The 25,427-nt window shown below is 73.3% G+C and carries 23 protein-coding genes, 4 tRNA genes and 1 pseudogene; 13 read left to right on the forward strand and 15 right to left on the reverse strand.

Features of this window, described 5'->3' with window-relative positions; genetic code table 11:
- Positions 1 to 44 precede the first annotated feature (44 nt).
- Entirely contained in the window at positions 45 to 857 is an 813-nt protein-coding gene (locus ACFUJ1_RS19580; protein ID WP_378647494.1) for an SDR family NAD(P)-dependent oxidoreductase, read from the forward strand.
- A 424-nt stretch (positions 858 to 1,281) separates the two neighbouring features.
- Positions 1,282 to 1,632: a hypothetical protein gene (locus tag ACFUJ1_RS19585; protein ID WP_378647496.1), complete on the forward strand. Its 351-nt coding sequence runs from the start codon at positions 1,282 to 1,284 to the stop codon at positions 1,630 to 1,632.
- Between the two features lie 22 nt (positions 1,633 to 1,654).
- On the opposite strand, the gene ACFUJ1_RS19590 is transcribed toward ACFUJ1_RS19585, so the two are convergent.
- From ACFUJ1_RS19590 to ACFUJ1_RS19605, 4 genes are all read right to left on the reverse strand, one after another.
- Complete coding sequence (locus tag ACFUJ1_RS19590; RefSeq protein WP_378647498.1) at positions 1,655 to 2,281, reverse strand: response regulator; 627 nt, start codon at positions 2,279 to 2,281, stop codon at positions 1,655 to 1,657.
- Complete coding sequence (locus ACFUJ1_RS19595) at positions 2,278 to 3,384, reverse strand: sensor histidine kinase (RefSeq protein ID WP_378647500.1); 1,107 nt, start codon at positions 3,382 to 3,384, stop codon at positions 2,278 to 2,280. Before ACFUJ1_RS19595 ends, ACFUJ1_RS19590 begins: the two co-directional genes overlap by 4 nt.
- Complete coding sequence (locus ACFUJ1_RS19600) at positions 3,381 to 4,325, reverse strand: SDR family NAD(P)-dependent oxidoreductase (RefSeq protein ID WP_378647502.1); 945 nt, start codon at positions 4,323 to 4,325, stop codon at positions 3,381 to 3,383. Before ACFUJ1_RS19600 ends, ACFUJ1_RS19595 begins: the two co-directional genes overlap by 4 nt.
- Positions 4,326 to 4,387: 62 nt before the next feature.
- A complete protein-coding gene (locus ACFUJ1_RS19605) occupies positions 4,388 to 4,972 on the reverse strand; it encodes a TetR/AcrR family transcriptional regulator (protein ID WP_378647504.1) in 585 nt (194 codons plus the stop codon).
- Between the two features lie 214 nt (positions 4,973 to 5,186).
- Between ACFUJ1_RS19605 and ACFUJ1_RS19610 the strand changes: the two genes are divergently transcribed.
- Complete coding sequence (locus ACFUJ1_RS19610) at positions 5,187 to 6,239, forward strand: NAD(P)H-dependent flavin oxidoreductase (RefSeq protein ID WP_378647506.1); 1,053 nt, start codon at positions 5,187 to 5,189, stop codon at positions 6,237 to 6,239.
- A 226-nt stretch (positions 6,240 to 6,465) separates the two neighbouring features.
- Here the strand turns inward: ACFUJ1_RS19610 and ACFUJ1_RS19615 are convergent, their stop codons facing one another.
- Positions 6,466 to 6,660, reverse strand: a complete 195-nt coding sequence (locus ACFUJ1_RS19615) for a hypothetical protein (RefSeq protein WP_378647508.1) — start codon at positions 6,658 to 6,660, stop codon at positions 6,466 to 6,468.
- A gap of 498 nt (positions 6,661 to 7,158) precedes the next feature.
- Between ACFUJ1_RS19615 and ACFUJ1_RS19620 the strand changes: the two genes are divergently transcribed.
- A complete protein-coding gene (locus ACFUJ1_RS19620) occupies positions 7,159 to 8,070 on the forward strand; it encodes a manganese catalase family protein (RefSeq protein WP_378647510.1) in 912 nt (303 codons plus the stop codon).
- Between the two features lie 21 nt (positions 8,071 to 8,091).
- Positions 8,092 to 8,325: a WGxxGxxG family protein gene (locus ACFUJ1_RS19625; RefSeq protein ID WP_378647635.1), complete on the forward strand. Its 234-nt coding sequence runs from the start codon at positions 8,092 to 8,094 to the stop codon at positions 8,323 to 8,325.
- A 188-nt stretch (positions 8,326 to 8,513) separates the two neighbouring features.
- Here the strand turns inward: ACFUJ1_RS19625 and ACFUJ1_RS19630 are convergent, their stop codons facing one another.
- The 3 genes and pseudogenes from ACFUJ1_RS19630 to ACFUJ1_RS19640 form a co-directional block, all read right to left on the reverse strand.
- A complete protein-coding gene (locus ACFUJ1_RS19630) occupies positions 8,514 to 8,897 on the reverse strand; it encodes a lipase family protein (protein WP_378647637.1) in 384 nt (127 codons plus the stop codon).
- Positions 8,898 to 8,997: 100 nt separating this feature from the next.
- A pseudogene (locus tag ACFUJ1_RS19635) lies at positions 8,998 to 9,858 on the reverse strand (lipase family protein); the annotation flags it as partial.
- A 354-nt stretch (positions 9,859 to 10,212) separates the two neighbouring features.
- A tRNA-Val gene (locus ACFUJ1_RS19640) sits at positions 10,213 to 10,284 on the reverse strand.
- A gap of 225 nt (positions 10,285 to 10,509) precedes the next feature.
- Between ACFUJ1_RS19640 and ACFUJ1_RS19645 the strand changes: the two genes are divergently transcribed.
- The 3 genes from ACFUJ1_RS19645 to ACFUJ1_RS19655 all read left to right on the forward strand — a co-directional run bounded on the left by ACFUJ1_RS19645 (position 10,510) and on the right by ACFUJ1_RS19655 (position 10,772).
- Positions 10,510 to 10,581, forward strand: a tRNA-Gly gene (locus ACFUJ1_RS19645).
- A gap of 44 nt (positions 10,582 to 10,625) precedes the next feature.
- Positions 10,626 to 10,696 (forward strand) — tRNA-Cys (locus ACFUJ1_RS19650).
- Position 10,697: 1 nt separating this feature from the next.
- Positions 10,698 to 10,772: transfer RNA gene (locus ACFUJ1_RS19655), tRNA-Val, on the forward strand.
- Positions 10,773 to 10,813: 41 nt separating this feature from the next.
- On the opposite strand, the gene ACFUJ1_RS19660 is transcribed toward ACFUJ1_RS19655, so the two are convergent.
- Positions 10,814 to 11,596: a hypothetical protein gene (locus tag ACFUJ1_RS19660; protein WP_378647513.1), complete on the reverse strand. Its 783-nt coding sequence runs from the start codon at positions 11,594 to 11,596 to the stop codon at positions 10,814 to 10,816.
- Positions 11,597 to 11,638: 42 nt separating this feature from the next.
- Entirely contained in the window at positions 11,639 to 13,399 is a 1,761-nt protein-coding gene (locus ACFUJ1_RS19665; protein WP_378647515.1) for a hypothetical protein, read from the reverse strand.
- Positions 13,400 to 13,546: 147 nt separating this feature from the next.
- Between ACFUJ1_RS19665 and ACFUJ1_RS19670 the strand changes: the two genes are divergently transcribed.
- A complete protein-coding gene (locus tag ACFUJ1_RS19670) occupies positions 13,547 to 14,707 on the forward strand; it encodes a sigma factor-like helix-turn-helix DNA-binding protein (protein WP_378647516.1) in 1,161 nt (386 codons plus the stop codon).
- A gap of 39 nt (positions 14,708 to 14,746) precedes the next feature.
- On the opposite strand, the gene ACFUJ1_RS19675 is transcribed toward ACFUJ1_RS19670, so the two are convergent.
- Positions 14,747 to 15,709 (reverse strand): hypothetical protein, encoded by a 963-nt coding sequence (locus tag ACFUJ1_RS19675; RefSeq protein ID WP_378647517.1) that lies wholly within the window; start codon positions 15,707 to 15,709, stop codon positions 14,747 to 14,749.
- A gap of 367 nt (positions 15,710 to 16,076) precedes the next feature.
- Between ACFUJ1_RS19675 and ACFUJ1_RS19680 the strand changes: the two genes are divergently transcribed.
- Positions 16,077 to 17,954 (forward strand): hypothetical protein, encoded by a 1,878-nt coding sequence (locus ACFUJ1_RS19680; RefSeq protein ID WP_378647519.1) that lies wholly within the window; start codon positions 16,077 to 16,079, stop codon positions 17,952 to 17,954.
- Here the strand turns inward: ACFUJ1_RS19680 and ACFUJ1_RS19685 are convergent, their stop codons facing one another.
- Positions 17,955 to 18,956 carry a LysR family transcriptional regulator gene (locus ACFUJ1_RS19685; protein WP_378647521.1) on the reverse strand — a complete coding sequence of 334 codons (1,002 nt, stop codon included), beginning with the start codon at positions 18,954 to 18,956 and terminating at the stop codon, positions 17,955 to 17,957.
- 60 nt (positions 18,957 to 19,016) lie between these two features.
- Positions 19,017 to 20,606, reverse strand: coding sequence for a flavin-containing monooxygenase (locus ACFUJ1_RS19690; protein WP_378647523.1), 1,590 nt, complete (start codon positions 20,604 to 20,606; stop codon positions 19,017 to 19,019).
- 18 nt (positions 20,607 to 20,624) lie between these two features.
- Between ACFUJ1_RS19690 and ACFUJ1_RS19695 the strand changes: the two genes are divergently transcribed.
- A complete protein-coding gene (locus ACFUJ1_RS19695; protein WP_378647525.1) occupies positions 20,625 to 21,164 on the forward strand; it encodes a GNAT family N-acetyltransferase in 540 nt (179 codons plus the stop codon).
- 4 nt (positions 21,165 to 21,168) lie between these two features.
- Here ACFUJ1_RS19695 and ACFUJ1_RS19700 read toward each other — a convergent pair whose 3' ends face one another.
- Complete coding sequence (locus ACFUJ1_RS19700) at positions 21,169 to 21,942, reverse strand: alpha/beta fold hydrolase (RefSeq protein WP_378647528.1); 774 nt, start codon at positions 21,940 to 21,942, stop codon at positions 21,169 to 21,171.
- Positions 21,943 to 21,967: 25 nt separating this feature from the next.
- Positions 21,968 to 22,987 (reverse strand): cell division protein ZapE, encoded by a 1,020-nt coding sequence (zapE, locus tag ACFUJ1_RS19705; RefSeq protein ID WP_378647530.1) that lies wholly within the window; start codon positions 22,985 to 22,987, stop codon positions 21,968 to 21,970.
- Between the two features lie 35 nt (positions 22,988 to 23,022).
- Between zapE and ACFUJ1_RS19710 the strand changes: the two genes are divergently transcribed.
- Both ACFUJ1_RS19710 and ACFUJ1_RS19715 read left to right on the forward strand, forming a co-directional pair.
- Positions 23,023 to 23,784, forward strand: a complete 762-nt coding sequence (locus ACFUJ1_RS19710; protein WP_378647532.1) for a pyrimidine reductase family protein — start codon at positions 23,023 to 23,025, stop codon at positions 23,782 to 23,784.
- Positions 23,785 to 23,854: 70 nt separating this feature from the next.
- Positions 23,855 to 25,420, forward strand: a complete 1,566-nt coding sequence (locus ACFUJ1_RS19715; RefSeq protein ID WP_378647534.1) for an alpha/beta hydrolase — start codon at positions 23,855 to 23,857, stop codon at positions 25,418 to 25,420.
- Positions 25,421 to 25,427: the final 7 nt, after the last annotated feature.

Raw genomic sequence — 25,427 nt, forward strand, 5'->3', positions numbered from 1 at the left:
AACAGCGCTTGAATCACTGATTGAAACATGTTCTACTTCCGGGCGTGAGCGAGAAGAGTGTGTTCATCACCGGCGCGGGCGGCGGACTCGGCGGCGCGACGGCGGCGCTGTTCGCGCAGCGCGGCTGGCGGGTGTTCGCGGCCGACCTGCGCCCGCCCGCACCCGCCCCGAACGTGATCCCGCTCGAACTGGACGTCACCGACGCGGCGGCCACCGCGGCAGTCACCGAGCGGGTCGAACGGGAGAGTCCGGCCGGGCTCGGCGCGGTGGTGACCTTCGCGGGGACGATGTTCGCCGCCCCACTGGTGGAGGCCGACGAGGCGGATATGCGACGGATCATCGACGTCAACGTCCTCGGCACATACCGGGTGGTGAAGGCGACGTTCCCGCTGGTGCGCCGTGGTGGCGGCCGCGTGATCACGATCAGCTCGGAAACCGGCCGGCAGAAGGCGCTGATGCTCAACGGCCCCTACGCTCTGACCAAGCACGCGGTGGAGGCCTACTCCGACGCGCTGCGCCGCGAACTGATGTTCCTCGGCGTCCCGGTGAGCATCGTCCAGCCGGGCCCCTTCCGCACCGACATGGTCGGCGGCATCCGCGCCACCTTCGACCGGGCCCGCGAGCGATCCGGGCTCTTCACCGAGCTGATCGCGAAGGTGGGCGCCCTCGCCGAGGGCGAGCAGCGCCGCGCACACGACCCCGCCGTGCTCGCCGAGGTCGTCTGGCGGGCCGCGACCGCCCGCCGCCCGCGCCGCCGCTACTCGGTGCGCCCCGACCCGCGCCGGGTCGCGATGCACCACACCCCGGACGCGATTCTCGACCCGCTGCTCACCCGCCTCCTCGGTGGCAGGCGATGATGCCGATCGCCGGACGAGTCTTCGTCGTGACCGGCGCAGGCAACGGCATCGGCCGCCGCGTCGCACTGGAACTGCTCGGCAGGGGCGCTGTCGTCGCCGCCGTCGACCGGGACGAGCGAGCACCGGCCTGCCTTGCCGGACACGCGCGATCGTCCACGCACGTCCTCGATATCGCCGACCGCGCGGCGATCCGGCCGAGGTGCTCGCACGGCACGGCCGAGTCGACTACGGCCTGGCCCAGGTCGGCCGCGTCTTCTACCGGCGCGGGTCCAGCAGCGGCGCCGGCTGGTGCTCACACAGACCTATCACTTCTCGGGTCGGGCCATGCCAGGTGTTCCCCCGAGCGCGACGGCTGAGTCACGGGAATTGTCGCGGACGACGGTGGTAGGTATACGGCGTGGATTACAGCGAGGCGCGTGAGCTGGTGCGCCGGGAGTTCGAGCCGACGTGGCAGCTCGGGACGTTCTGTCTCGACGACCGCAGGATCGTCGAAAACGACCGGTTCTGGGTCTTCACCATCGGCGCTTGGGAGTGGATCGTCGAAGTCGACCTCGATTACGCGATACCGGGCCCTGGTGTCGTCGTATACAAGACCGACGGCCGGATCGGCTGGGTACACACGGTCGACCTGGCCTCCGACGACACCATCCGGAGCAGACCGAACCCGAACCCGACCCTGCTCGAACACGGCGCGGGCGAGGTCTCGGAAACCCCCGGAAGAACCACACCGACGCAGGCCCGCACTGCCTCTCGTTCCCGCTGCTCACAGCCGTGAAATCGATGGCTGCGGTGCGCGGTCAGGCCAGTCCGTGCCGGACCGCGTAGACCGCGAGTTGCACGCGGTTGCGGGCACCGGTGCGGGCCATGGCATTGGCGAGGTAGGACTTCACCGTGGTCACCGCGAGGTGCGTGGCCTGCGCGATCTGCTCGTTGGTGAGCCCGGTGCCGACCAGGTGCACCAGTTCGCGCTCGCGGGGCGTGAGGTCGGCGGCGGCCGCGGGCCGGGTGGTGACGGCGCGGGCGACCAGGCGGCGCAGCACGTCCGGGCTGAACGGGCTCTCGCCGCCGGCGGCCTGCCGGATCGCGGCGAGCAGCCGCGGCGGCGGGCAGCCCTTGGCGAGGAACCCGGAGGCGCCGGCCTCCAGCGCCGGGTAGAGGTGATCGTCGTCGTCGAAGGTGGTGAGCACGACGACCCTGGCGCCGGGGTCGGCGGCGAGGATGCGCCGGGTGGCCTCGATTCCGTCCATGCCGGGCAGGTGCAGGTCCATCAGCACCACGTCGGGGCGGGTCTCGCGGGCCAGCCGGACGGCGGCGGCGCCGGTAGCGGCTTCGCCGGCGACCGACAGATCGGGGGCGCTGCGGCAGAGCATGCGCAGCCCGGCGCGGACCAGCTCCTGGTCGTCGACCAGCAGGACGGCGGTCATCGGCCCGGCGCCGGAATCGTCGCGCGGACGAACCAGCCCGACTCTTCGGGGCCGTAGTCGACGGTGCCGCCGACGGCGTCGATCCGCTCCCGCATCCCGGTCAGCCCGAAACCGCCGGGGCGGGGCGCGGCCGCGCGGCGGTCGTTGCGCACCGCGACCGCGACGGCGCCCGCCGCGTCGAGCTCCGCGCGCACCGCAACCGTCGCACCGGCCCCGGAGTGCTTGACCGCGTTGGTGATCGCCTCCTGCACGGTGCGGTGCACCACCAGCGCGCGCACCCCGGTCACGGTGGCCAGCGCCGGGTCGATGACGGCGCTGACCCGCAGCCCGGCGCGGGCGGCCTGCCCGATCACCTCGTCGAGCAGTGCGGGCACCGTGGTGCCGCCGCCGGCCAGCAGGGCGCCGACCCCGCCGGGTTCGGGGTCGCGCAGCAGGTGCAGCAGGCCGTGCAGATCGCGCAGGGCGCTGTCGGCGGTGGCGTGCACGTCGGCGAGGACCTCGGCGGTCTGGGCCGGGTCCAGATCGGGCACGTGCCTGGCGGTGCCCGCACGCACCAGGATGGCCGAGACGTGGTGCGCGACGATGTCGTGCAGGTCACGGGCGATGCGTTCGCGCTCACCGCGGCGCGCCGCCTCGGCCCGCAGCCAGGCACTGCGCTCGGCCTCGGCGGCGCGGCGCCGCAGCGCCTGGATGTAGCCGCCGGTGAGCAGCGGCAGCACCACCAGCACCAGGAGCCGGTAGGGCAGCGGCACCGCGCCCTCGGTCCGGTCGCCGAACTCGAGTGCCACGTACGCGGCGGTCAGGATCGCGGCGCCCGCGAGCTGAGCCTGCGGCCGGGCGCGCAGCGCCAGTTCGGCCAGCGTCAGCGCCGCCCACACCTTCACCCCGCCGCCCGCCGCCTGGCCGAGTTCGTGCGCGGCGACCAGCAGCAGCGCCTGCCCGGCCACCGCGGTCAGCGGCCACCGGGCACCGGCGACGAGCAGCGCGCCGGAGCAGACCGCGAGCACCGGGTCGGCGCTGTTCGGTTCGCGTACCAGCACATACAGCAGGCCGAGCGGGATCGCCGCCGCCCGCACCCACAGCGGCACGATCGATGCGCTCACCCCGGAACGCCCGGCGGCATCCGCATCGCGCCACCACCGAGCGGGCCACCACCCACCAGCACGGTCGAACCGGCCAGATAGCCGAAGTCGTCGGAGCACAGGGCCACCATCGCACGCGCGATCTCCCTCGGTGTCGCCATGCGGGCGAGCCCGGACACGTTCAGCGGGCCCCAGGCGTCGCGGAACTGGTTCCACACCGCGTCCGGCAGGCCGGGCGGGCGCACGAACGCCGTGTCGGTGGTGCCCGGCGCGATGGCGTTGACCCGGATGCCGCGGGTGCCGTAGTCCTGCGCGACCGCTGCCACCAGGCCCTGCAGCCCCAGCTTGCTCGCGCTGTAGGCGGCGCCGCCCGGACGCCGCGATTCCGACGCCGTGCACAGGATGGCGCCACCGCCCGAGCGCAGCAGCAGCGGCACCGCGTGTTTGACGGTCAGGAAGGCACCGCGCAGGTTCGTACCGAGCACATCGTCGAAATCGGCGAGCGCCAGCTCGGCCGCCGGGGCGGTGCGGGTGATCCCGGCATTGGCCACCGCGACGTCCAGCCGCCCGAACCGCCGGTCCACCTCGGCGAAGAGCGCGGCGACGTCGTCCGGCTCCCGGACGTCGGCGCGCACGAAATGCGCCGCGCCGGGCAGTGATCCGGCAACCGCGCGGCCCAGGTCCTCCCTGCGGCCGCAGAAGACCACCGCGGCGCCCTCGGCCGCGAACTCGCGCACCGCCGCCTCCCCGATACCCGAGGTTCCGCCGGTCAGCACGACGACCTTGCCGCTGTAGCGGCCCGCGGCGGCGGTTGCCGGGAGCGGCGCGGCCGGAGTCCGCAGGTAGGCGGGCACCGTGGTGCCCGCGGTGACGGCGACCGCGCCCGCCCCCGCGGCGGCCAGGCCGAGGAAGGCGCGGCGGGTATTGCTGGATCGGCCCGCGGTGTCCTGGTTTTCGCTCATGGCTCGATGGTCACCGTGGCGGTGCGGGCGCCGGTACCTCCTTTCGGCCGGGATTCCACCGCTCAGCCGCCGGTGGCGGAGTCGAGCAACCGGCGCACCTGTTCTGCCACGTGCTCGAGGAGGGACGGGTCGTTGTGCAGTTTGGCGAACAGCAGCGCGCCCTCCAGTTGAGCGAGCACCGCCCGAGCGGTGGCGATCGGATCCTCGGCGTCGAGCTCGGCCACGATGTCGGCGGTGATCGCGGTCTGTTCGCCGAAGATCTCCCGAACCCGCTCGCGGACAAGGGGTTCCCGGTCGGTCAGTTCGATCCCGAGGTTCGCCAGCATGCAGCCGCCGAGGTTGCCGGTGGCCTCCCGGTAGGCGCGCTGGGCCTCGAGCTGGGCGCCGATCAGGGAGTCGAGGCGCGACTTCGGATCGCCCGCGCGGTCTCTCGCCGCCAGCCACGCGGGCCGCTGCCCCTCCCAGTAGGCATCGACAGCGGCGACCGACAGCGCCTCCTTGGAGGCGAAGAAGTGGTAGAAGCTGCCCTTGCGCACGTCCGCGCGCGCGCAGATCTCCGCGACACCGATCGCGGCGTAGCCACGCCGGTGCAGCAGATCCCCCGCCGCGTCGAGCAGCCGCTGCCGCGCATCGCTGGTCCGTCCCATCACCGCAGAGTAGACGACCGGTCAACTTCCTATTTATAGTTGACCGGTCGTCTAGTTCGGAGGTTCGAATGCCCGAAATACCCGATGCCGTGGCCTTTCACAGCGAATACCAGCGCACCAGGGCCGAACAGGGTTGGAGGGACACGGCCCGTCTGGGGCGCCGCGTCGCCGAACACACCAGGACCGTGGTGCGCGGCCGGCGGGCGGTGGCCCGGTGAACCCCTTCGCCGACCTGACCGGAATCGACCATCCCATCGTGCAGGGACCGTTCGGCGGGGGACTCTCGACGGTCGACCTGCTGGCGACGGTCAGCGACGGCGGCGGGCTCGGCTCCTACGGGGCGCACATCCTCGACGGGCAGGCCATCGTCGAACTCGTTGCCGCGTGCCGAGCACGGACCCACCGGCCCTTCAACATCAATCTGTGGGTGCCCCAGCCCGGTGAACCCGCCACCTTCACCGCCGCGGACACCGACCGGCTCCAGCCCTACTACACCGAACTCGGCATCGAACCGCCCCGCGAGATCGCGGCACCGGACTACGCCGGACAGCTCGCCGCGGTCCTCGACGCCGCTCCCCCGGTCGCGAGTTTCGTGATGGGCATCCCCGACCCCGGCTTCCTCGCCGCGGCCCGCGAGCGCGGGATCGTGACCATCGGCACCGCCACCACCGTCGAGGAGGCGATCGCCGTGCAGGCCGCCGGGATGGACGCCGTTGTCGCCTCCGGATCCGACGCCGGTGGGCATCGCGGCGCGTTCCTGCGCCCGGTCCAGGAATCGCTTGTCGGCACCTTCTCGCTGATTCCCCAGGTGGCGCGGGTGGTGTCCATACCCGTCGTGGCCGCGGGGGGCATCGCCGACGCCCGCACGGTCGCCGCCGCGCTGCTCCTCGGCGCGCACGCGGTGCAGATCGGCACCGGCTTCCTGGTCACCGAACAGTCCGGGGCGAGCACGGCGCACCGGACCGCGCTGCGTTCGCCCGCGGCCCGGACCACCGTGCTCACCCGGCTGTTCTCCGGGCGCACCGCCCGGGGCATCGCCAACCGCTTCACCCGCGAGATGGGCGCGTTCGAGGCCGATGTTCCCGCCTACCCCGCCCAGAACGCCCTCATGGCACCGATCCGCGCCACCGCCGCGCACCGCGGCGACCCAGACCTGCTCAACCTGTGGTCGGGACAGGCCGCGGCGCTGGCGACCGGCACCGATGCCGGTGCGTACCTCGCCGAACTCACCGCGCGGCTTCCCGATTCGGCGCGCGCGACATGCTGACGCTCACGGCCGGCAGCCACAGCTCAGTAGACCGCCCAGGGTGGCGGTGGTGCCCCAGCCGTTGGCGGCGTAGAAGTCGGCCGGGTGGTTCCCGAAGTACATCGACGGCACGAACACCAGCTGCAGCGATGTAGGTGCCGCTCACCGTGATGGTCGGGTCGATCGGCTCGGCGGCCTCGAGCACCGCCCCGGCCTCGAGGCCGGTGGAGACGAACGAGACGGTGAGTCACATCAGCCCCGCCGCCGTCGCGAGCCCGCCCACCCACTCGTAGCTCGGCGCGCGATCCCGCACCAGGTAGCGGATGCCGGACGGGAACACGACGAACAGCGTCAGCCCGGTGAGCCCGAACATGCTGCGGGTGAGCAGGGCACCGATCAGGCCCGCGGTACCGGTGACCTGCCGAATCGTGCTGCTGTTCATAGCTTTCTCTCAGTTCGTCCCCCGACCTTCCCGACGATCTCGCCCGTCTCCGGCGGCTCCGGAAGAGCTCCCGGCTCGGCCGTCCCGCCGGTCTGAACGTGGAGCGGGTGGTCCGCGTCGCCATCGACCTCGCCGACCGCGACGGCCCGGCCGGAGCCACCCTGCCCAGGATCGCCGCCGCCCAGCGCCGATCCGACCGGCGACGATTTCCGCTCCGGGCTGGAGCTGTTCCTGGACGGTGTGGCCGTCGCCATCGCCCGACGCCAGCCGGTAGCACTGTTCCGCACGAGCCATCAGTTCATCGCACGGTGTTTACCCCGTTCGCGCTCGGGTAGCGACGAGACAGGAGTTCGGCCCCGGATCAACCGGGCAACCCTGCCCTGCTCACTAAATCTATTGGCAGACAATCGATTACAAACCCAGGGATGGGTTTGAGCGGCAAAGTGCGAGGTAGGTCGCCGGTCCGGGGGAATCCAGGACTACACCCGTGGAGGCCGAATGTTCCGCCATACCGATTACCTACAGTTCGACGCCAAACCGGAGAAGCCCGACCCGGTGTACGCCCGCAAGCTCCAGGAGCTGATCGGCGGCGCCTACGGCGAGATGACGGTGACGATGCAGTACCTGTTCCAGGGCTGGAACTGTCGCATGCCGGGCAAGTACAAGGACCTGATCATGGACATCGCGACCGAGGAGATGGGGCACGTCGAGATGCTCGCGGTCATGGTCGCCCGGCTGCTGGAGGGCGCACCGGCCACGCACTCCACCGAGGCCGCGGCCGGTGATCCGGTGGTGGCCGCGGTACTGGCCGGGATGGACCCGCAGCAGGCGATCGTCTCCGGTGGCGGCCCGACGCTGGCCGACAGCAATGGAATTCCGTGGAACGGCCGCTACATCGTCGCCAGCGGCAACCTGCTCGCCGACTTCAGGGCCAATGTCGCCGCGGAGTCACACGGCCGGTTGCAGACCGCCCGGCTGTACAACATGACCGACGACCCGGGCGTGAAGGACATGCTCCGCTTCAACCTCGCCCGCGACACCTACCACCAGAACATGTGGCTGGCCGCGATCGAGGAGCTGAAGGCCGACGGCGTCGAGGACGTCGTGGTACCGGCGGCGCTTCACGACGAGGAGTACACCGAGCACGCCGAGACGCTGTGGCACCTCTCCGACGGCACCGCATCGGATCAGGGCCGCTGGGCCTCCGGCACCGCGCCGGACGGCAAGCACGCGAATCGGTTCCTGCCCGATCCGCAGCCGCTCGGCCCGAAGGCGTCGGCGCCCGCGCCGGATCCGCTGCTGTACAGCACCTACGACGGGGCGATGGGCAAGCCGCGCTCGACGGCTGTCGGCACCGAGGGCGGCCTGGTCGGCAAGATCAAGGACACCCTGGACCCCAGCAAACCCTGAGGTGCCGCACCTCTGACAGCCCTGGTCCTCACCTTCGGCGGGGCCGGCCTGGCGCACGCCGCACCGGCACCCGCACCGGAGTTGCTCGCCCAGGACGGCACCGTCACCGAGGAGCACGACGACGACAGCGACAAGACCGGGCTGTGGGGCCTGCTCGGGCTGCTCGGCCTGGCCGGACTGGCCGGACTGGCGCGGCGCAAGGAGCACCGCCCCGTCGACAATCCGGGCGCCTACCCCCACCGGCCGGGAGTCTGACGCCTCCGGGCGCCAGGGGCCCGACCCCAGGTATTGCCGGGCACCCCATCTCTTCGATGGGGTGCCCGGCTCGGTGCGTACCGGGAGAAGCGAGATCGGCGCGATGCCCCGGAAACCCCGGCTTCGCGCGGCGACCGACCGGGATCTCGAAAGCTCCGGCGCGGGCGGGGTTCAGGCTGCGGCAGCGGTCATGCCTGCCGGGCTCGTCGAAGGGTCGGCACGCCGATCGAGTCGACCGTTCGCCGGGCGTGCCGGGGCGTGATCGGCAGGCCGCGCACCATGCGGGCCAAGAGCGCGGCGTGGCGCAGGTGGCCGCGCGCCGCGCGCTTGGTCGCGGCCAGTGACCAGACGGTCCTGGTCACACCCGGTCGCAGTTCCGCGCCGTCGAAGCGGTCCGCGATCCAGTCCATGGTCGCGGGCGTGCCCAGGTAGAGCAGGGTGAGGTGCAGGCTGAGCCGGTCGCGCAGGTAGTGGATGTTCGCGCCGGCCCGGCGGTATCGGTCGACCAGGCGGTCCACGTCGGCGACGGTGACGAGTTCGTCGTTGACCGCCTGGATGATCAGGACCGGCATGGCGGGGGGCGAGTCCGCCGGGGCGGATGTCGTCGAGCACCCGCCGCGTCTGCGGGTGCTCGAACAGCTCGGCGAAGGTCGATTCGCTGTAGTTGTCGAGGTTCTTGCCCGCGAGCCGGGGAACCAGCGACAGCGTGGTGCGCGATGCCGCCTGCGCGAGCACAGCGTCGAAGGAGGGTTTGGCGTCGGTACGAAGGACCAGGTCCAGTTCGGGGTACGCCCGCCGCAGCGCCGCGACGCAGATGGTCGAGAACGCCGAGAGCAGCGTGCCGTTGAGCCGGACGAAGGCGGCGCCGGGGTCGCCGACGGGCGATCCGGCCACCGCACCGGCGATATCGAGTTCCGGTGCGTAGCCGGCGGCCATCTCCGCGGCCCATGCCGTGGCGAGCCCGCCGCCGGAGTAGCCCCACAGCCCCACCGGCGTGCTGCGATCGAGCCCGATCGGCTCGAAGTCCATGGCCGCGCGGATGCCGTCCAGGACGCGGTATCCGGGTTCACGGGCGACCCCGAAGTGTCCGCCCATGCCACCGTGGTCGGGCACCGAGACCGCCCAGCCGCGCGTCAGCGCCTCGGCGATGGTGGGTAGCTCCAGCTGGGGAATCGCGCCGAGTGCGCGGGCGCCGCGGCGCAGCGCGTAGGAGGGGAAACAGTTCGAGCTGACGCCGTCGATGGCGGACTGGAACGACAGCAGGGGGCGCCGCGAAGCCGAGCCCGCCCCCGCGGGGAGCAGGACCGTGGTGACGGCGCCTTCCGGGTCGCCGTTCAGATCGGTGCTGCGGTAGAGCAGCTGCCAGGCCCGCAGCTGCTGCGGGATGACGCCGAACAGCGCGACGTCGACGACCCGGCTCCGCAGGACGGTGCCGGGCGCACACCGTTCGAAGCCGAGGGGCGGGCGGTAGAAGTCGTCGTTCTCCGGCCGCGGCGGAGCGCTCGTGCCGGATGGTTCGACGGTCACGGGCACAGCGGGTGCCGGTCGGTGCAGGTCATGTGGTGTTCCCTCTCGCGCGGCGCGGCCGGGTAGTGCCCGCAGGAGACGAACGTCGGCTCCGGAGCTGTCAGCGATGTCGGCACCCGCGGTGATACGTGACTGCCGGGGTCAGGGACAGCAGGAAAGGGTGCACGGTAAACGAACGGTCGTGCCCTCAATACAGCCTAACAGCGATCGCCGCCGGATGAGATCTTCCGGCATTCGGGGGTAATGCCTCCCCAGATGGTGCTGATGGCCGATCTTCGCCTCGGAGCGCCGCGACGAACCGCCTATTGCACGCAGTAGTGCCTCGACACATTTATGTAGCCCTGACCTGCACAAACAAAGTGGTCCCAGCTGGTTTCGAACCAGCGACCTTCCGCGTGTGAGGCGGACGCTCTCCCGCTGAGCTATGGGACCGGGTACGCTCGGCCGCGAGCGGCTGAACGAGTCGAAACATTAGCACGGGCGCCCCGCGCGGCACCAAATCGCGGCCCGACCTGGGGAAATTCGGGAGTTAGGCGTCCGACGTCGGCATTGTCGCCCGCACAAGCCGTCTACCAGCGGATTTGTACCTTGCAGCGCGGGTGGGCTAATGTTCTGCTCGCACCACGGAGCGCCGAAAAGCCTTCAAGGTGGCGAAATGCGGATGTAGCGCAGTGGTAGCGCATCACCTTGCCAAGGTGAGGGTCGCGGGTTCGAATCCCGTCATCCGCTCGAGAGGTAGGGCCAGGTAGCGAAAGTTACCGTCCCCCTTGCGCGGTGGAGTGGCCGAGTGGTGAGGCAACGGCCTGCAAAGCCGTGCACACGGGTTCGATTCCCGTCTCCACCTCGCGCGATTAGCTCAGCGGGAGAGCGCTTCCCTGACACGGAAGAGGTCACTGGTTCAATCCCAGTATCGCGCACCACCAGATCAGCCCCGGTCCTCGGACCGGGGCTGATCTGTTTTCTAGTGCGGGTCGTCCGCGGGGGCGGTCAGCTCGCGCGGGCCGTCGAGCATCTGGACCATGCTGTCGCGGACCTGGACGAGCCCGTCGAGGACGCCGCTCGCCAGGTCGATTCCATCCTCCACCTGGGTGAGGAACAGAATGATGCCCGCCATGGCGGTGGCCGTGCGCTTGGCCAGCGAGGGGCGGCGGCTCATGGTGCTGACGCCGGTGCCGAGCAGCTGGCTCGCGGCGGTGACGACGGGTTCCGCGCCGAACAGCTCCACGTTCTCCAGCAGCCATTCGATGTGGGCGACCTGGTGCCGGATCTGGGTGGCGAGGGTCTCCGGCAGGGCGGTCTCGTCGAGCAGGTCGCGCCAGGCGTGCAAGGATTCGCGGAGCCGCTCGAGGGCCGTCCGGTCGACGGCGGTGCCCGCCTCGCGATCCTGCAGGTCGAAGATGTCGCCGACGCTCTCCAGCAGGCCGAGCACCGGCGACTCGATCAGGTCCGAGGGCGGTACCTCCGGGCTCTGCCAGTGCTCGCGCGGCACCACCACGTCGTACCAGCTGGGCAGGTACTGCAGGCTGCGGCTGCGTGCGCGGTCGCCCTCGGGCAGGCCGAGCAGCCGCTGGTGTACCGCGGTGAAGAGCCGGACCACCTCGCAGTGGCGCTGGATGAACTCGTGCGAACCGATCGGCGCCTCCAGCGCCGCCGACCAGCTCTTCGCGATCGTGCTCTCCCTGGACCGCACGACGCGATTCAGGATCTCGTACAGCGCGGACGCCGGATTGTTGATCGCAATCATTCTGCCCCCTCCGGACTTTCGGACTCGCCCGAGCCGCCCATGCTACGGATAGGGGATGGTGACGGCCTCGATTCCGCTGCCGATCGGGGAGCCGTTCCCCGCCGTGGTGAAGGTGAGCTCGCCGCTGCAGCCGGGCACCCGGTGGCCGCTGTTGATGTTGTCGAACGCCACGGCCACGTTCCCGCGCGGCGGGATCCGGCCCTCGCTCGCCATCCGGACGGCGAGCGTGGCGGTGAAGACCGCGTCGTGCGCGAGGCAGGTGTAGGCGTCGGAGTCGCCGGCCGAGAAGCCCTCGGCGGTGAGCGCGTGCAGGAACGGGTCGTAGCCGGGCGGCCGGGCGGCGGCGCCGACGGGCCAGGTGTGCGGGTCGGTGACGCCGCCGTAGACCAGGGTGAGCCCGCCGTCGCGCAGTTGCTGCTGCTGGGTGCGGTCGACGGTGGTGAGCGCGGCGGCGCCGGTCATGACGAGCAGCGGGCGTTCCCGGCAGGCCCGGGCCGCGAGCGCCTCGATGAAGGCGGGCAGATCGATGACCCGGCCCGCGAACAGCACCACGTCGGCACCGGATTGGCAGGTGTTGATGGTGGGGGTCGCGAACATCTGCGGCCACACCTTCTCGGTGGGGATGCCCGCACCGACGAAGCTCTGCTGGGGGCGGTTGCCGATCCACGGCGCGAGCTGCTCGGCGAAGGCCTTCCGCAGCGAGCCGGCGAAGAGGTCACCGCGCCGGTCCGAGTTCTGGTCCCACACCACGATCGCGCGGCTCTCCGGGCGGTTCGCGCGCAGGTATCCGGCGAGCGTGGAGACGTAGTCGCCGGAGGTCGGCGAGACCCGGATCAGGCCGGGCAGGTCGCGGGAGTTGAACTCCTCGGCGGAGGTGATGGCGCCGATCATCGGCATCTCGGCGCGCGCGAGTTCGGCCGCGGCGGCGCGGGTGTGGTCGAGGCTGGTGCCGAGCAGGACGGTCGCGACCAGCCGCGGGTCGGGGCGATCGGCCCGCTCGATCAGCTCGCGCACCGGCGTCTGCCAGTGGTCCTGGTAGCCGCCGGTGTTGGCGAGGACCAGCCGCACCGCCGGGCGCGGATCGCGGACCAGGGCCGAGGTGTTCACCCGCTGCTGCGCCACGGCGGCGCCGATCAGCATCTGCCGCACCTGGTTCGGGTCGAGCTGGCCGGGGCTGCCCGCCTCCGCCAGCCGGCCGAGCGGGCCGAGCAGAGCGATCTCGACGGCGTCCCCCTCGACCGCGCGGTTCTGCTCGGCGATCCGGTCCACGATCTCGGCGACGGACGGGTCGAGGCCGGGGAAGACGCCGTCGGCCACGCCGACGCACTGGCCGCTCTCCTCGGTCAACCCGGCGGCGGCGCAGTCGCTCTCGTCCGGTAGCGCCGCACGGACGGCGACCGCCGCGCCGACCAGCACCGCGACCGCCGCCCCGATGGCGAGCAGCCGCTTGCCGTGCGGGCGAGGCGGTGCGGCCGTCTCGGCGACGGGTTCGGCCGCGATCACCACGCCGCTGTCCTCGACCTCCTTGGCGGCGCGCCACAACCGGAGCCACTGCGCGACCGCGTCGTCGAGCTCGGCCTCCGAGATCCCGGGGTGCTCCCGCCGCAGGCAGGCGACGATCACCGGTTCGGCCACCTTCCGCCACGGGGGGACGGTGGCGCCCTTGGTGGCGAGCAGCAGCTCGGCGGCGGAGATCGGCACCTCGGCCAGCAGCTCGGCCCTGGTCGCGAAGGCACGCAGGATCAGCCTGCGCAACCGATTCTTGAAGATCTCGATGGCATCGCCCGCACCCGGATTGCTCACCGCACCCCTCCCCCGCGCATAAGGTACCCGCCAACCATGCCCCGGCCACCGACGGTGAATCAAGGGGCGCCGCCCGGCTGCGCGCCGGACGCGGGCTGTCGGCAGCTGCGTCTAGGCTGTGGCCGGTCGAGGCGAGGTGAGGTGCGGGTGGCGGTGTACGCGGAGGAGTGGGGCGAGACCGATATCGCCGGTGCCGTCGGGCTCGAGCACGAGGAGATGGCCGAGGTGGTCGCCGCGCTCGTCGCCGAGCACGCGGAGCGCAGCGCGCGCGAGGCGGAGATCGTCGCGCTCCGGCTCGGTGTCGGGGCGGCGGCACCCGCCACGCTCAGCCGGATCGCCGCGCGGCAGGACATCTCCCGGGATCGGGCGCGGCAGCTGCACACCAGGGCGGTCGGGCACATCCTGCGCGCGCACCCGCCCGGCGGCCCGGCCTTCGCGGTGTTCGCCCGCGGGTATCCGCCGGGCACGCCGGACCAGCGCCTGGTCCGCACCCTGCTGGCCGAGATCTACGCCACCGACGCCGACCTCGCCGCCAACGAACTCGCCTACCTGCGGCTGCGGCTGGCCGGGCACCCGCAGGAGGACGCGCGCCGGATCGCGGGCTTCGTCATGCAGCGGATCCTCGGCTGGCGGAAGAAGACCAGGCGGCTGCTGGCCGGGCTGCACGAACCGGACCCGGTCGGCGGGAGCGTGCTCGGCGGGGTCGAATGGGCGGACGGCGGCACGCAGGCGCCGCTCCCCGGCCGGTCCGCGCGGCCGGATGCCGACGACGACGGGCGCGGGCGGTTCTACCTGGACAGCGTGGGGCGGGACGTGGCCTTCGACTCGGGGTTGCGGGCCCGGCTGCTGCGGCTGCTCGACGCCGATCCGGCGGTGCAGACCTTTCAGGAGGATCCGGTCGCGGTCGAGTTCGAGGGGGTTTCGCTGTATCCGGGGGTGGCGGTGCGGGGTGTCGACGGGCGGGTCGCGCTGATCGATGTGCAGCCGCTGAGCCGGGTGGCGCTGCACCCGAACCGGGTGCGGTCGCGGGTGCTGCGGGCGTGGGCGCACCGGAACGGGTGGGGGTGGCTGGTCTGGACCGGCAGTGAGATCGGGGTGGGCGAGCTGGCCGCGCGGGCGGTGAGCGCGCCGGAGGCGCTGGTCGAACGGTTGCGGGAGGGTCCGGTGGGGTGGGCCGGGTTCGCGGCGGCGACGGGCGGGCTGGAGCTGCTCGACCTGGCGGCGCTGGTCGTGCGCGAAGGGTGGCGCTGGGAGCGGGCGCCGTTCCGGCTCAGCGCGGGAGCCGATCGGTTGCCCGGCCCGAGCTGACGGCTTCGCCTGCGCGAACGGCGTCGCCCGCCGACGGGCTCAGCGCAGGACCACGGCGGCGGCGATGAAGGTGACGATCAACATCATGGCGCAGCAGGTGATGAGCTGCCAGTGGTTGATCGTCTGGCTCACCGTCTTGAGCTGGGCGCGCAGGCTGTCGGTGCGCCGGATGTGGTCGGCGATGGTGCGCTGGGCGCGCGCGAGTTCGTCGGCGCGCTCCTCCTGGGTCTGCTCGGCGCGCTCCAGCCGGGTGTGCAGCTTGCCGATCTGCTTCTGCTTCTCCCGCACCGTCTGCCTGGAGACCGCGAGGGCGGTGCGCTGATCGACCAGTTCCCTGCGCTGGCGGGCGATGATCGCCGCCTGGGTCCTCGTATGGTGCTCCCAGTCGCTCACCGTCGCCCATCCTCCCGTCGAGACGTCCCGATAACCCCACACGATGTCGCCGTCGACCCAGCCGGCGAGGAAGTCGCGCAGCTCGTACGGCTCCTGCCTGGCCGCGACCACGGCGGTGCAGGCGGTGTCGAACATGCCGCTCTCGATCTCGTAGTCGCAGCCCGGCGGGGCGAAGTCGGGGATGCCGAGCGCGGGCAGGTGCGCCACCCAGAAACCGGGCGGGCACAGCCACAGCACGCCGGCCAGCCCGGCATCGCGCAGCCGCTGGGTGTGCTGCAGCGCGAGGGTGCAGTCCAGCGGGCCGCTGCGCACCTCGATCGCGAAGCGGCGCTCGCCGATCCGCCAGTACACATCCACCGGGATGCCGTCGACCCGGTGGCCGACCTCGGCCTCGTCCGCGCCGAGCGCGAGCAGCCTGCCGCGCAGCCAGTACTTGAAGCGTTCCAGATTCCACTGGTTGCGAGTGCAGTCCGGGCAGCGGCAGCCGTACCCGGCCCGTTCGCCGGGGGCTCGGCGCGGGCCGTTCGAGATTCCGAGCTCGGCCAGCAGCGCGCGCCGTCCACACGACGGCGCCTCGACCCGCTGCTCGCTGCGCACCACTCCGACCACACCTCTAAGCCTGCGACCCGCGCGCGGGCAGGGCCACCCGCGCTCACTACCAGAGTGCGCCCTGATGGGTGCATCCCGCCACTCCCCTCCGCACCCGCGGCCGGATGCGCCGCGACCGCGGCGGGATGACCAATGTTGTACCCCAACGGATTCGAACCGGCACGTCGCGCCGCGCCGGGCCGTCCGGGCGAGAACGGCGCTCCACCTGCGGTGGCTTGTTCGGAAACGCACTGCTACAGCATGTTTCGGCATTCGGCGCGGGCCGGGAGGCGAACTTTGCTTCGCCTGCCGAACGGCATCGTGATCACACCGTTAGAATCTCCCCGGCCGCGCGCTCAGCCGGACCGATCGGGGAAGAAGGTAGTGGATGGAGCACGTCGAGGACGGCGCCGAGTCGATCGGCGCGATGCTGTCCGATATCGCGGAGTCCCTCCGGGAGGTGAGCCGGAAGCTGGACCTGGTCGCCGCGCGCGTCGATGTGCCGCTGCCCGTGCCGATGCCGGCCGACGACCGTGACGTCGCGACGCGGCTCGCCACGATCGAGGCGTGGGCCTTCCGCACCGATCGGGATGTCGCCGATCTCGGGCGGCGGCTGGACACGCTGCAGAGCGTTGCCGACGCGCCTGGCACCGGGCGGCGGCACGCGCCCGAGCCCGGCGGGCGGCGGGCGGTCGAATCCGACGCGGCGCCGTCGGGGCGGCGTTCGGCGGAGGACGGCGAGTCGTCGGGGCTGCGGGCGGGCGGTGCCGAGCCGGCGGTGAGCACGGGGCGGCGGGCTGCCCCGGACGACGTCGCGCGGCCGGAGGGCGAGGGCAGCGGGCTGCCCGCTCGGCGGCGGGCCGCCGACGGTGCCGTCGAGCCGGGGCGGCAGAACGGGACGTCCGCGCACCGGGCGGCCGCTGCCACGTCGTCGCCCGCGGACACAGCGGTCCCGAGGCGGCGGGCGGCCGAGAACGGGCCGGCCGATGCCGCGTCGTCGCCCGCGGACACGGCGGTGCCGAGGCGGCGTGCGGCGGAGAACGGGCGGGCCGACGGCGCGGGCGCGCCCGGCGTCGATCCGGCCGGTGCGGGCAGGCGGGCGGCCGAGGCGAACGGGAGCGGTGAGTCCGGCGACATCCCGCGTCGGCGTCGGGCCGCGGAGGAGAGCGCCACCGACACGTCGGGATCCGGCCGCCGCGCGGCCGAGCCGACCCGTGCCGAGAACACCGTGGCCGAGCGGAACACCGTGGCCGAGCGGCCGCCTGCCGCGTACGGCCCGCCCCGCAGCGGCATCCAGCCGGCCGCGGGCCCCGAGGCGCCGAGCGAGACCGCGGCGCCGCGTGTCCCGCGCCCGCGCTACGCCGCGGGCTCGACCAGGCAGCGCATCGCCGAGGCGCGCGCGGAATCCGCGGGCCGGGCCCCGGCGGACCAGAGCGAGCCGTCCGCTCCCGGACACTCGGCAGACCGCAGCGAACCGGTCGGCGGAGCCCGCCGCTCGGCCGACCGGAGCGAGCTGTCCGCCCCCGCCACCCACTCGGCGGACCAGGGTGAACTGCCGCGCCGCGCGGCCGAACCCGGCGAGCACGGCATCCCGTCCCGGCTCTCGGCCCCGGCCGAACCCGAACCGGCCGCGCCGACCACCGACGACGAACCCGCGGGCCCGAACCTGCGCGCGGCGGTGGAGGCGCGCCGCGCCTCCGGACGCCTCCCGCAGCGCGGCACGGCCCCCTCCCCGACCCCGCCGGGCGCGGCGGCGAACCAGGCCACGCCCACCCCGGAGCGCACCGAACTCACCGGAGCGGACGAACCGGACCGGTGGAGCGGCCCGCGCCGCAACGGCAGCTCGCTCGGTCTCGGCGAGACCGTCGCCGCCGCCTACGACCAGGGCCTGCGCGACGGCTTCACCGGCCAGCAGGACGGCTACCGGCAGGCCCCGGCCGCCGGCTACCCGCTGGAGGAACCCGGCGACGACTTCGCCCCGTTCGCCGACCGGCAGACCCCGGACGCGCACACCGAGCAGGTCAGCCGCCCCGGCCTCACCTCCGGCGCGGTCGAGCGCCCCGGCAACGGTCAGGGCGACCGCCCCGCCTACGATGCCCAGGTCGATCGCTCCGGCTACGGCGATTTCGGCAACGGCTTCACCGGCGCGACCGCCGAGGAGACCGCGCACGCGGACAAGGTGCAGGCCATGCTCGACGAGCTGAAGCGCACCGCCGCCGCCATGCCGTTCGGCCCGCCGACCGGGGAGCGCCCGGACCAGCGGTAGTCAGGCGATGCGCTCGGCGGCGTCGTGCGCGGCGCCGGTGATCGCCTTGCCGACGGTCACCCGGTTCTCGGCGCGCAGCAGCCGCCGCGGCCTGGCCTCGGGCGCCCGCTGCGCCAGCAGCAGCCGCTCGACCAGGTCGCGCAGCCAGCGGTGCCCCTCGTCGGCGGTGTGCCTGGGATGCCAGGCCAGGCCGATCGGCACCTCGGGCAGCGGCAGCGGGATCTCGAAGGCGCGCAGCCCGAGCGGGCCGAGCAGCGAGGTCACCGCGGAGGCTGGCGCCGGGCACACCGCGGTGCCGCCGCGCACCGCGAGCAGCGCGGTGGTGAGGTCGGGGACGGTGCCGATGACCCGGCGGGTGCGGCCGTGCAGCGCGAGCCGGTCGTCGATGGCGCCGCGCATCCGCCCCTGCCTGCTCACGCTCAGGTGCGCGGCGGCGGCGTAGGCGGCGACCGTCACCGGCTCGGTGACCAGCGGGTGGTCGGCGGCGGCGACCCCGATCAGCCGGTCGCCGTAGAGCCGCCGCAGCACGGTCTCCGGGTCGCTGCGCTCGATCACCCCGGCCCGCAGGTCGGTGCGGCCGTCGCGGAGCGCGCGTGGATCGTCTTCCGAGCCTGCCACCAGGTTCAGCGTGACGCCGGGCGCCTCGCGGCGGACCGCGGCCAGCAGCGGCCCGGCGAGCTCCGGCCTGACCTCGTCGCCCGCGCGCAGCGTGAACCCGCGGCGCAGCGTGCCCGCGTCGAACGCCGGGCGCGGCGTCAGCAGCCCGCGGCCCTGCTCGACCAGCCCGTGCACCTGGTGCCGCAGCTCCAGCGCGCGCGGGGTCGGCACGAGCGCCCGGCCGGAGCGCACGAGCAGCGGATCGCCGAGCACCTGCCGCAGCCGCGCCAGGGTGCGGCTCATGGCGGGTACCGAGGTCTGCATCCGCTCGGCGGCCAGCGTGACGCTGTTGGTCTCCAGCAGCGCGTCCAGGGCCACCAGCAGGTTCATGTCCAGCCGGTCCACTCCCGAATTATCCCCGCATCCCGGCCGCTGCCGGCGCGTTGCCACGCCGGTCGTTACCCGTCAGTGTTGAACGGCGGCCACGTGGTCGACCGGGCGCGGCTGGGTGTTCAGCTCCGGCTTCGGCGCGCCGATCACCTTCAGGTCGTCCGGGGTGACCGGGCGGAACCACTGGGCGAAGCGCTGCCTGGCCGGGAACTCCGCCTTCAGGTCGGCGAGGAGCTCGTCGATGTGGTGCACGCCGAACGGCCCGGCCTCGGTGCCGTGCGTGCCGCCGCCGGTGCGCTCGGCGAGCCAGCTCAGCCGCTCGTCCAGCGCCTCGCCCATGGCGGTGGGGCCGGGCAGCTCGAGCCGGTGGGTGAGCAGCGCGGCGGTCCAGTGCGCGCCGACCTCGGCGGAGATCGCGCTGAGCGCCGAGCCGCCGTACCCGGCGAAGCTGAGCCGCGGCACCGTCGGCGGCAGGATCTGCCGGTAGAGCCGGAAGTTGCCGTCGTCGTCGGTGAGCCTGCGCTGCACGAACGGGGTGAGGAACGGCACCCGCTGCTGGTACCCGGTGGCGCAGATGACCAGGTCGGCCGGGATGGTCTGGCCGTCCGAGAGGTGCGCGACCGGCACCTTCTCGGCGCCGAGGGAGCTGATCGTGGTGTCCCGCACCACCGTGAGTCGCCCGGCCCAGACCTGCTCGGTGAAGCCGTCGACCGCGAGGTCGACGGTGCCGTGCGCGACGGTGCCGAAGGGCTCGTCGGGGACCAGCTCCAGCTCGCGCAGGTGCAGGCTGCGGATGGTGCGCTCCTGGATGAGGTCCAGGTTGCTGTCGCGCACCGAGCGGGCCGGGCCGTTCAGGAACTTCTCCGGGCGGCGCTGCTGCTGGTAGCCGAAGTGGCTCTCGCCGAAGCGGCTCTGCAGCAGCCGCTCCGCGTCCAGGAACCGGCCCGCGCGGCGCGGCAGCTTCCAGCGCAACCTGCGCGCGACGACGGTGGTGGAGGCGGCGACGTGGCTGACCGCCTCGGCGATCTCGCAGGCGGCGGTGCCGTAGCCGACGACCACCACGTTCCGGCCGCGCGCCGCCCCCAGGTCGGAGAGCAGCGAGCTGTGCCCGAGCTGGCCGCCTGCGCGGTGGAAGTCGGCGCTGCCGGTGAACTCGGGAACCAGCGGGTCGGAGTGCACGCCGTTGGCGATGATCAGGTGGTCACAGGAGGTGCGGTGCACGCCGGTGCCGTCGCGCACCTCGAGCAGCCAGCCGCTGTCCACCGGGTCGGCCGCGACCACCTCGGTGTTGAGGCGCAGCGCGTGCCCCAGGTCGAAGCGGCGCACGTAGCTCTCCAGGTAGGACTGCATCTGCGCGCCGTCGAGGCGGTCCGGGAAGTCGTCGGGCATCGGGTGGTCGGAGAACCGGTACGTACGGCTGCTGCTCTGGGCACGCAACCCGGGGTAACGGCGCGTAGCGCTCCACACGCCACCGACATCCGGCGCCCGGTCGAAGACCTCGACCGGAAAGCCCTCCTGTCTCAGCACTTTCGCGCAGGCCAAACCCGCTATTCCGGCGCCGACGATCGCGACACGGCTCCTGCTGGTCATGCGGCAGAGACTACCGGCTCCCCCGGACCCGCACGGCGCGGCTGCCAGGAAAGCGAGATCGGACAATCCCGCCACCCGTGTTTCACTGGACGAATGAGTGAAACGACGCTCGTCGTCGGCCCGGCCGGGCTGTGGGACGCCGAGGCGCTCGGCGACGTCGCCGCCGCCACGTTTCCGCTGGCCTGCCCGCCGGGGACGGCTCCGGAAGACATCGAGACCTTCCTCGCCGCGATGCTCTCCGCGGAGCGGTTCGGCGAGTACCTCGGCGACCCGGACCGGATCGTGCTGCGCGCCGCCGAGGACGGCGAGCTCGTCGGCTACGCCATGCTGCACGTCGGGACGCCGGAGGACCCGGCGATCGCCGAGGCGGTGGAGCTGCACCCGGCGGTCGAGCTCAGCAAGCTGTACGTGCTGCCGGGCAGGCACGGCAGCGGCGTCGCCGCGGCGCTCATGCGGGCCGCGCTGGAGCACGCGGCCGCGGCCGGTGGGGCCGGGGTCTGGCTCGGCGTGAACCAGCACAACGCGCGCGCCCAGCGCTTCTACGCCCGCAGCGGCTTCGAGCGCTGCGGCACCAAGACGTTCCGGGTCGGCGCGGAGCTGCACGACGACTTCATCATGCGGCTGCGCTTCTGAGGCCCTAGACCGCCGGGACCCGCTCCGCGGCCAGGAAGTCGACGAGCGCCCGGTGGAAGTCCGGGGAGGTGACGGCCATCAGGTGGTCGCCGGGGACGGTGACGAGGTGCGCGTCCGGGAGCGCGGCGGCCAGCCGCTCCGGCTCCGCGGCGAGCGGATCGGCGTCCCCGGCGAGGACGAGCACGGGCAGCGTGAGGTCGGCGAGGTCGCCGATGGGGCGCTCGTCGAGCCCGGTCATCAGCGCGGCCATGGCGTCCCGGTCGGCGTGCACGGCGTCGGCGAGCAGGCGGAACGGCCTGGCCCGCGCGGTGGCGGCGCTGCCGTCGCCCGCCATGGCGGCGCGCAGGTCGTCGGCGTCGACCACCCGGCGATCCACGCCGCCGCAGTCGATGACGCCGGAGCCGACGCCGCCGATCGCGAGCCTGCGCACCCGCGGGTCGTCCCCGGCCACCAGCAGCGAGACCACCGCACCCATGGAGTAGCCGACCTGGTCGAACTGCTCGCCGCCGAGCTCGTCGTAGAGCGCCCGGACGTCACGGGCCATGGCCTGCCAGGAGTAGGCGGCGGGCTCGTGCGGCTTGGCCGACCGGCCGTGGCCGCGGGCGTCGAGCGAGACCACCGGCCGCCCGGTCGCGCGCAGCGCGTTCACCACGCCGGTGCCCATCCAGTTGGCGTTGGTGTCGGCGACGACGCCGTGCTGCAGCACGATCGGAATGCCGTCGCCTTCCCACACGCGATAGCTGAGTTCCAGGCCGTCCCAGGTGTTGAAGGTGGTCATGCCCGCGATGGTAGGCGGCCGCGGGTCAGCTGGTCGGCACCTCGAAGCGGGAGAGCGCGAGCAGGCGGGAAATGGCGCGCAGGTACTTCTTCCGGTAGCCGCCCTCGAGCATGTCGGCGGCGAAGATCTGGTCCAGCTTGGCGCCGGAGACGGTGACCGGGGTGCCCGCGTCGTAGAGCCGGTCGGCGAGCACCACCACGCGCAGCGCGACGGCCTGGTCGGTCACCGGGGCCACGTCCTCCAGGAAGACCGCGGAGACCCCGGCGATCAGCTCGCGGTACTTGGAGGGGTGCAGGGTGGCCAGGTGCGCGAGCAGTGCGCCGAACTCGTCCAGGGTGGCGTCCGGGGTGGCGGCGGCGCGCTCGCGCAGGGCGTCGGTGGCGCTCGGCTCGGGGGCGGGCGGCAGGTCGCGGTGCCGGTAGTCGGGGCCGTCCACCCGGACCGCCTCGAAGATCGAGCCGAGCTTCTTGATCTCGCGCAGGAAGTCCTGGGCGGCGAAGCGGCCCTCGCCGAGCTGGCCGGGCAGCGTGTTCGAGGTGGCGGCGATCGAGACGCCCGCCGCGGAGAGCTCGGTGAGCAGCCGGGAGACCAGCATGGTGTCGCCCGGGTCGTCGAGCTCGAATTCGTCGATGCAGAGCACGCTGTTGCCGGAGAGCCGCTCGACGGTGGTGGCGAAGCCGAGCGCGCCGACCAGATTGGTCACCTCGCCGAAGGTGCCGAACGACTTCGGCGCGGGCGCGCTGTGGAAGACCGAGGCGAGCAGGTGTGTCTTGCCGACGCCGAAGCCGCCGTCCAGGTACAGCCCGGCGCCGCTCACCTGCTTCTTCCTGCCGAACAGGGACTTCTTGCCCGCGGCCTTGGTGATCCGCGCGACCTCGCCGGCGAACTCCTCCGCCCTGCGCACCGCGGCGGCCTGGCTCGGCTCGTTCGGGTCCGGGATGTAGGAGGAGAAACTGACCTCGTCGAACATGGGCGGCGGCACCATTTGGGCGACGAGCTGGTCGGCCGGAACCTCCGGGTGGCGGTCGACGAGGCGTGCTGGCATGGACGAAGCCTAGAGATGTGGTGTGAGCTGTCCCTATGCAGCGTACGCACAATGCGATCCAGCTCACAGCCATCGACGACGACGAGCTGGCGCGGCTCTACGCCTACCCCCGCCAGCTCGACGCGCCGTGGCTGCGGGCCAACTTCGTCTCCAGCATCGACGGCGCCGCGACCAGCGGCGGAGTCTCCGGCGGGCTCGGCACCCCGGCCGATCGCCGGGTCTTCGGCACGCTGCGCGAACTCGCCGACGTGGTGCTGGTCGGCGCGGGCACGGTGCGGGCGGAGAACTACGGCGGCGCGGCCACCGACCCGGAGCGGCGCAGGGCGCTGGCCGCGCTCGGCTACGGCGGCGACGCCGACGGCGCGCCGCCGCCGATCGCGGTGGTGACGGCGAGCGCGTCGCTGGATCCGGAGTCGCGGCTCTTGACCGACACCGATGTGCCGCCGATCGTGCTCACCACCGCCTCCGCGCCGTCGGATCGGGTGGCGGCGCTGATCGCGGCCGGGGCGAAGGTGGTCGAGGTGGGCACCAATGCGATCACCCCGCGCGGGCTGCTGGACGCGCTGGCCGAGCTGGGGCTGTACCGGGTGCTCTGCGAGGGCGGGCCGCACCTGGTCGGCGAGCTGATCGACGCGGACCTGCTCGACGAGCTGTGCCTGACGACGGCGCCGATGCTGGTCGGGGGCTCGGGCGGGCGAATCGCGCTGTCGTCGGGGGAATCCGCGCATCCCATGGTGCGGCGGCACGTCCTGCTCGACGACGACGGGACCGTGCTCACCCGCTGGGCCCGCCGCTGACGCCCGAGGTCAGCGGCGCCGCACTGCCCCGTTCGTGAAAGAACCGTCGGGATACGGCAGGCTGTAACGCATGCGCTGGACCCGGGCCGCCGTGCTCGCCACCTCCCTGACGTTCGTGCTCGCCGGTTGCGGGGCGGGGCCGTCGGATCGGCCGGGCGTCGCCGTCGAGCACCCGGTGGCCCCCGGCGGCGGGGCCGGTACCTCGAGCGCGCCGCCTGCCCCGCCGCGGGCCGAGCCGCCGGTCACCGATCTGGCCTGGTCGGACTGCACCCGGGGCACCTTCGACCAGCTCGGCCTCGGGGCGCCGCCGAACGGTGTGCTCCTGGAGTGCGCCGAGTACTCCACCCCGATCGACACCGCGGGCACCGTGATCGGCAACTTCCGCAATGGCGCGGTGCGTGCCCGGCTCCCGCAGACCCCGGCGGAGGCACCGCCGCTCGTCCTCACCTCCGGCGCCGACCGCGCCTCCTCCGCCACGCTCGCCGCGCTGGCCGCGGGGCCGCCGAACGGCATCCTGGCCACCCGCCCGATCGTCGCGGTGGACCGGCGCGGCATCGGCACCTCGCAGCCGGTGGACTGCCTGCCGGTCGAGGTGCGCCAGGGCTTCGCCGACAATGCCCAGTTCGCCCGGATCGGCGACGCCGCGGCCCAGGCCGAGGCGCTGGTCGGGTTCAGCCAGGACGGCACCATCGCCTGCCGGGACTTCCTGCAGCCCTACGAGAACACCTTCGACGTCGGGCACGCGGCCGACGACATCGAGCAGCTGCGCAAGGAGTGGCAGGTCGACCACATCGATCTGCTCGGCACCGGCAACGGGGCCGAGGTCGCGGTCAGCTACGCCCGCAAGTTCGGCGACCACCTCTCCCGGCTGGTGCTCGACTCCCCCACCAGCCTCGGCGCGGACGCCGCCACCGTCGGCGAGCAGCGCGCGCAGGGCGCCGAGGCGGCGCTCACCGCCTTCGCCCAGCGCTGCACCGCGCTCGGCTGCGCGCTCGGCCCCGACCCGAGGGCCGCGATCACCGACCTGATGAACCGGGCCGCGGCGGGCCAGCTCGGCGATCTCTCCGCGAACGCCGTCACCACGGCGCTCACCGGCTTCCTCGGCAGCCCGCGCGCCGACCAGGCCGACCGGGTGCCCGAGCTGGCCGACGCGCTGGCCGCCGCCGGGCGCGGCAACCGCGGCCCGCTGCTCGCACTGATCCAGCGGCAGTCGGCCGCCATCGCCAACGACGGCGAGTTCGTGAACCGCTGCGCCGACGTCAGGCAGCCGCCGACCCCGAGCCGGGCCGTCGAACTCGCCGGGGACTGGGCAGGCAAATATCCGGTGTTCGGCCGGAGCGCCGCGCTGGCGCTGCTCACCTGCGCCGCCTGGCCGGTGGGGACGCCGCCGTCGGCGATCGCGGACTTCGCGCTCCCGGTGCTGGTGCTCGACGGCGCCGCCGACCCGGTGGCCGGCGGCGTCGGGCAGGCCGCGGTGACCGGCGCGCTGGCCGGTGCGGGCGCCCGCACCGCGGTGCTGCGCTGGCAGGGCTGGGGGCATCCGGTGAGCGCGCGCTCCGGCTGCGGGCAGCGCGCCGTGGTGGAGTACCTGAACGAGGCGCGGCTGCCGCAGGACGGCTCCGCCTGCCCCGCCTGACCCGGGC

The organism is Nocardia sp. NPDC057227, from assembly GCF_042669725.1.
GTDB lineage: Bacteria > Actinomycetota > Actinomycetes > Mycobacteriales > Mycobacteriaceae > Nocardia > Nocardia asteroides_A.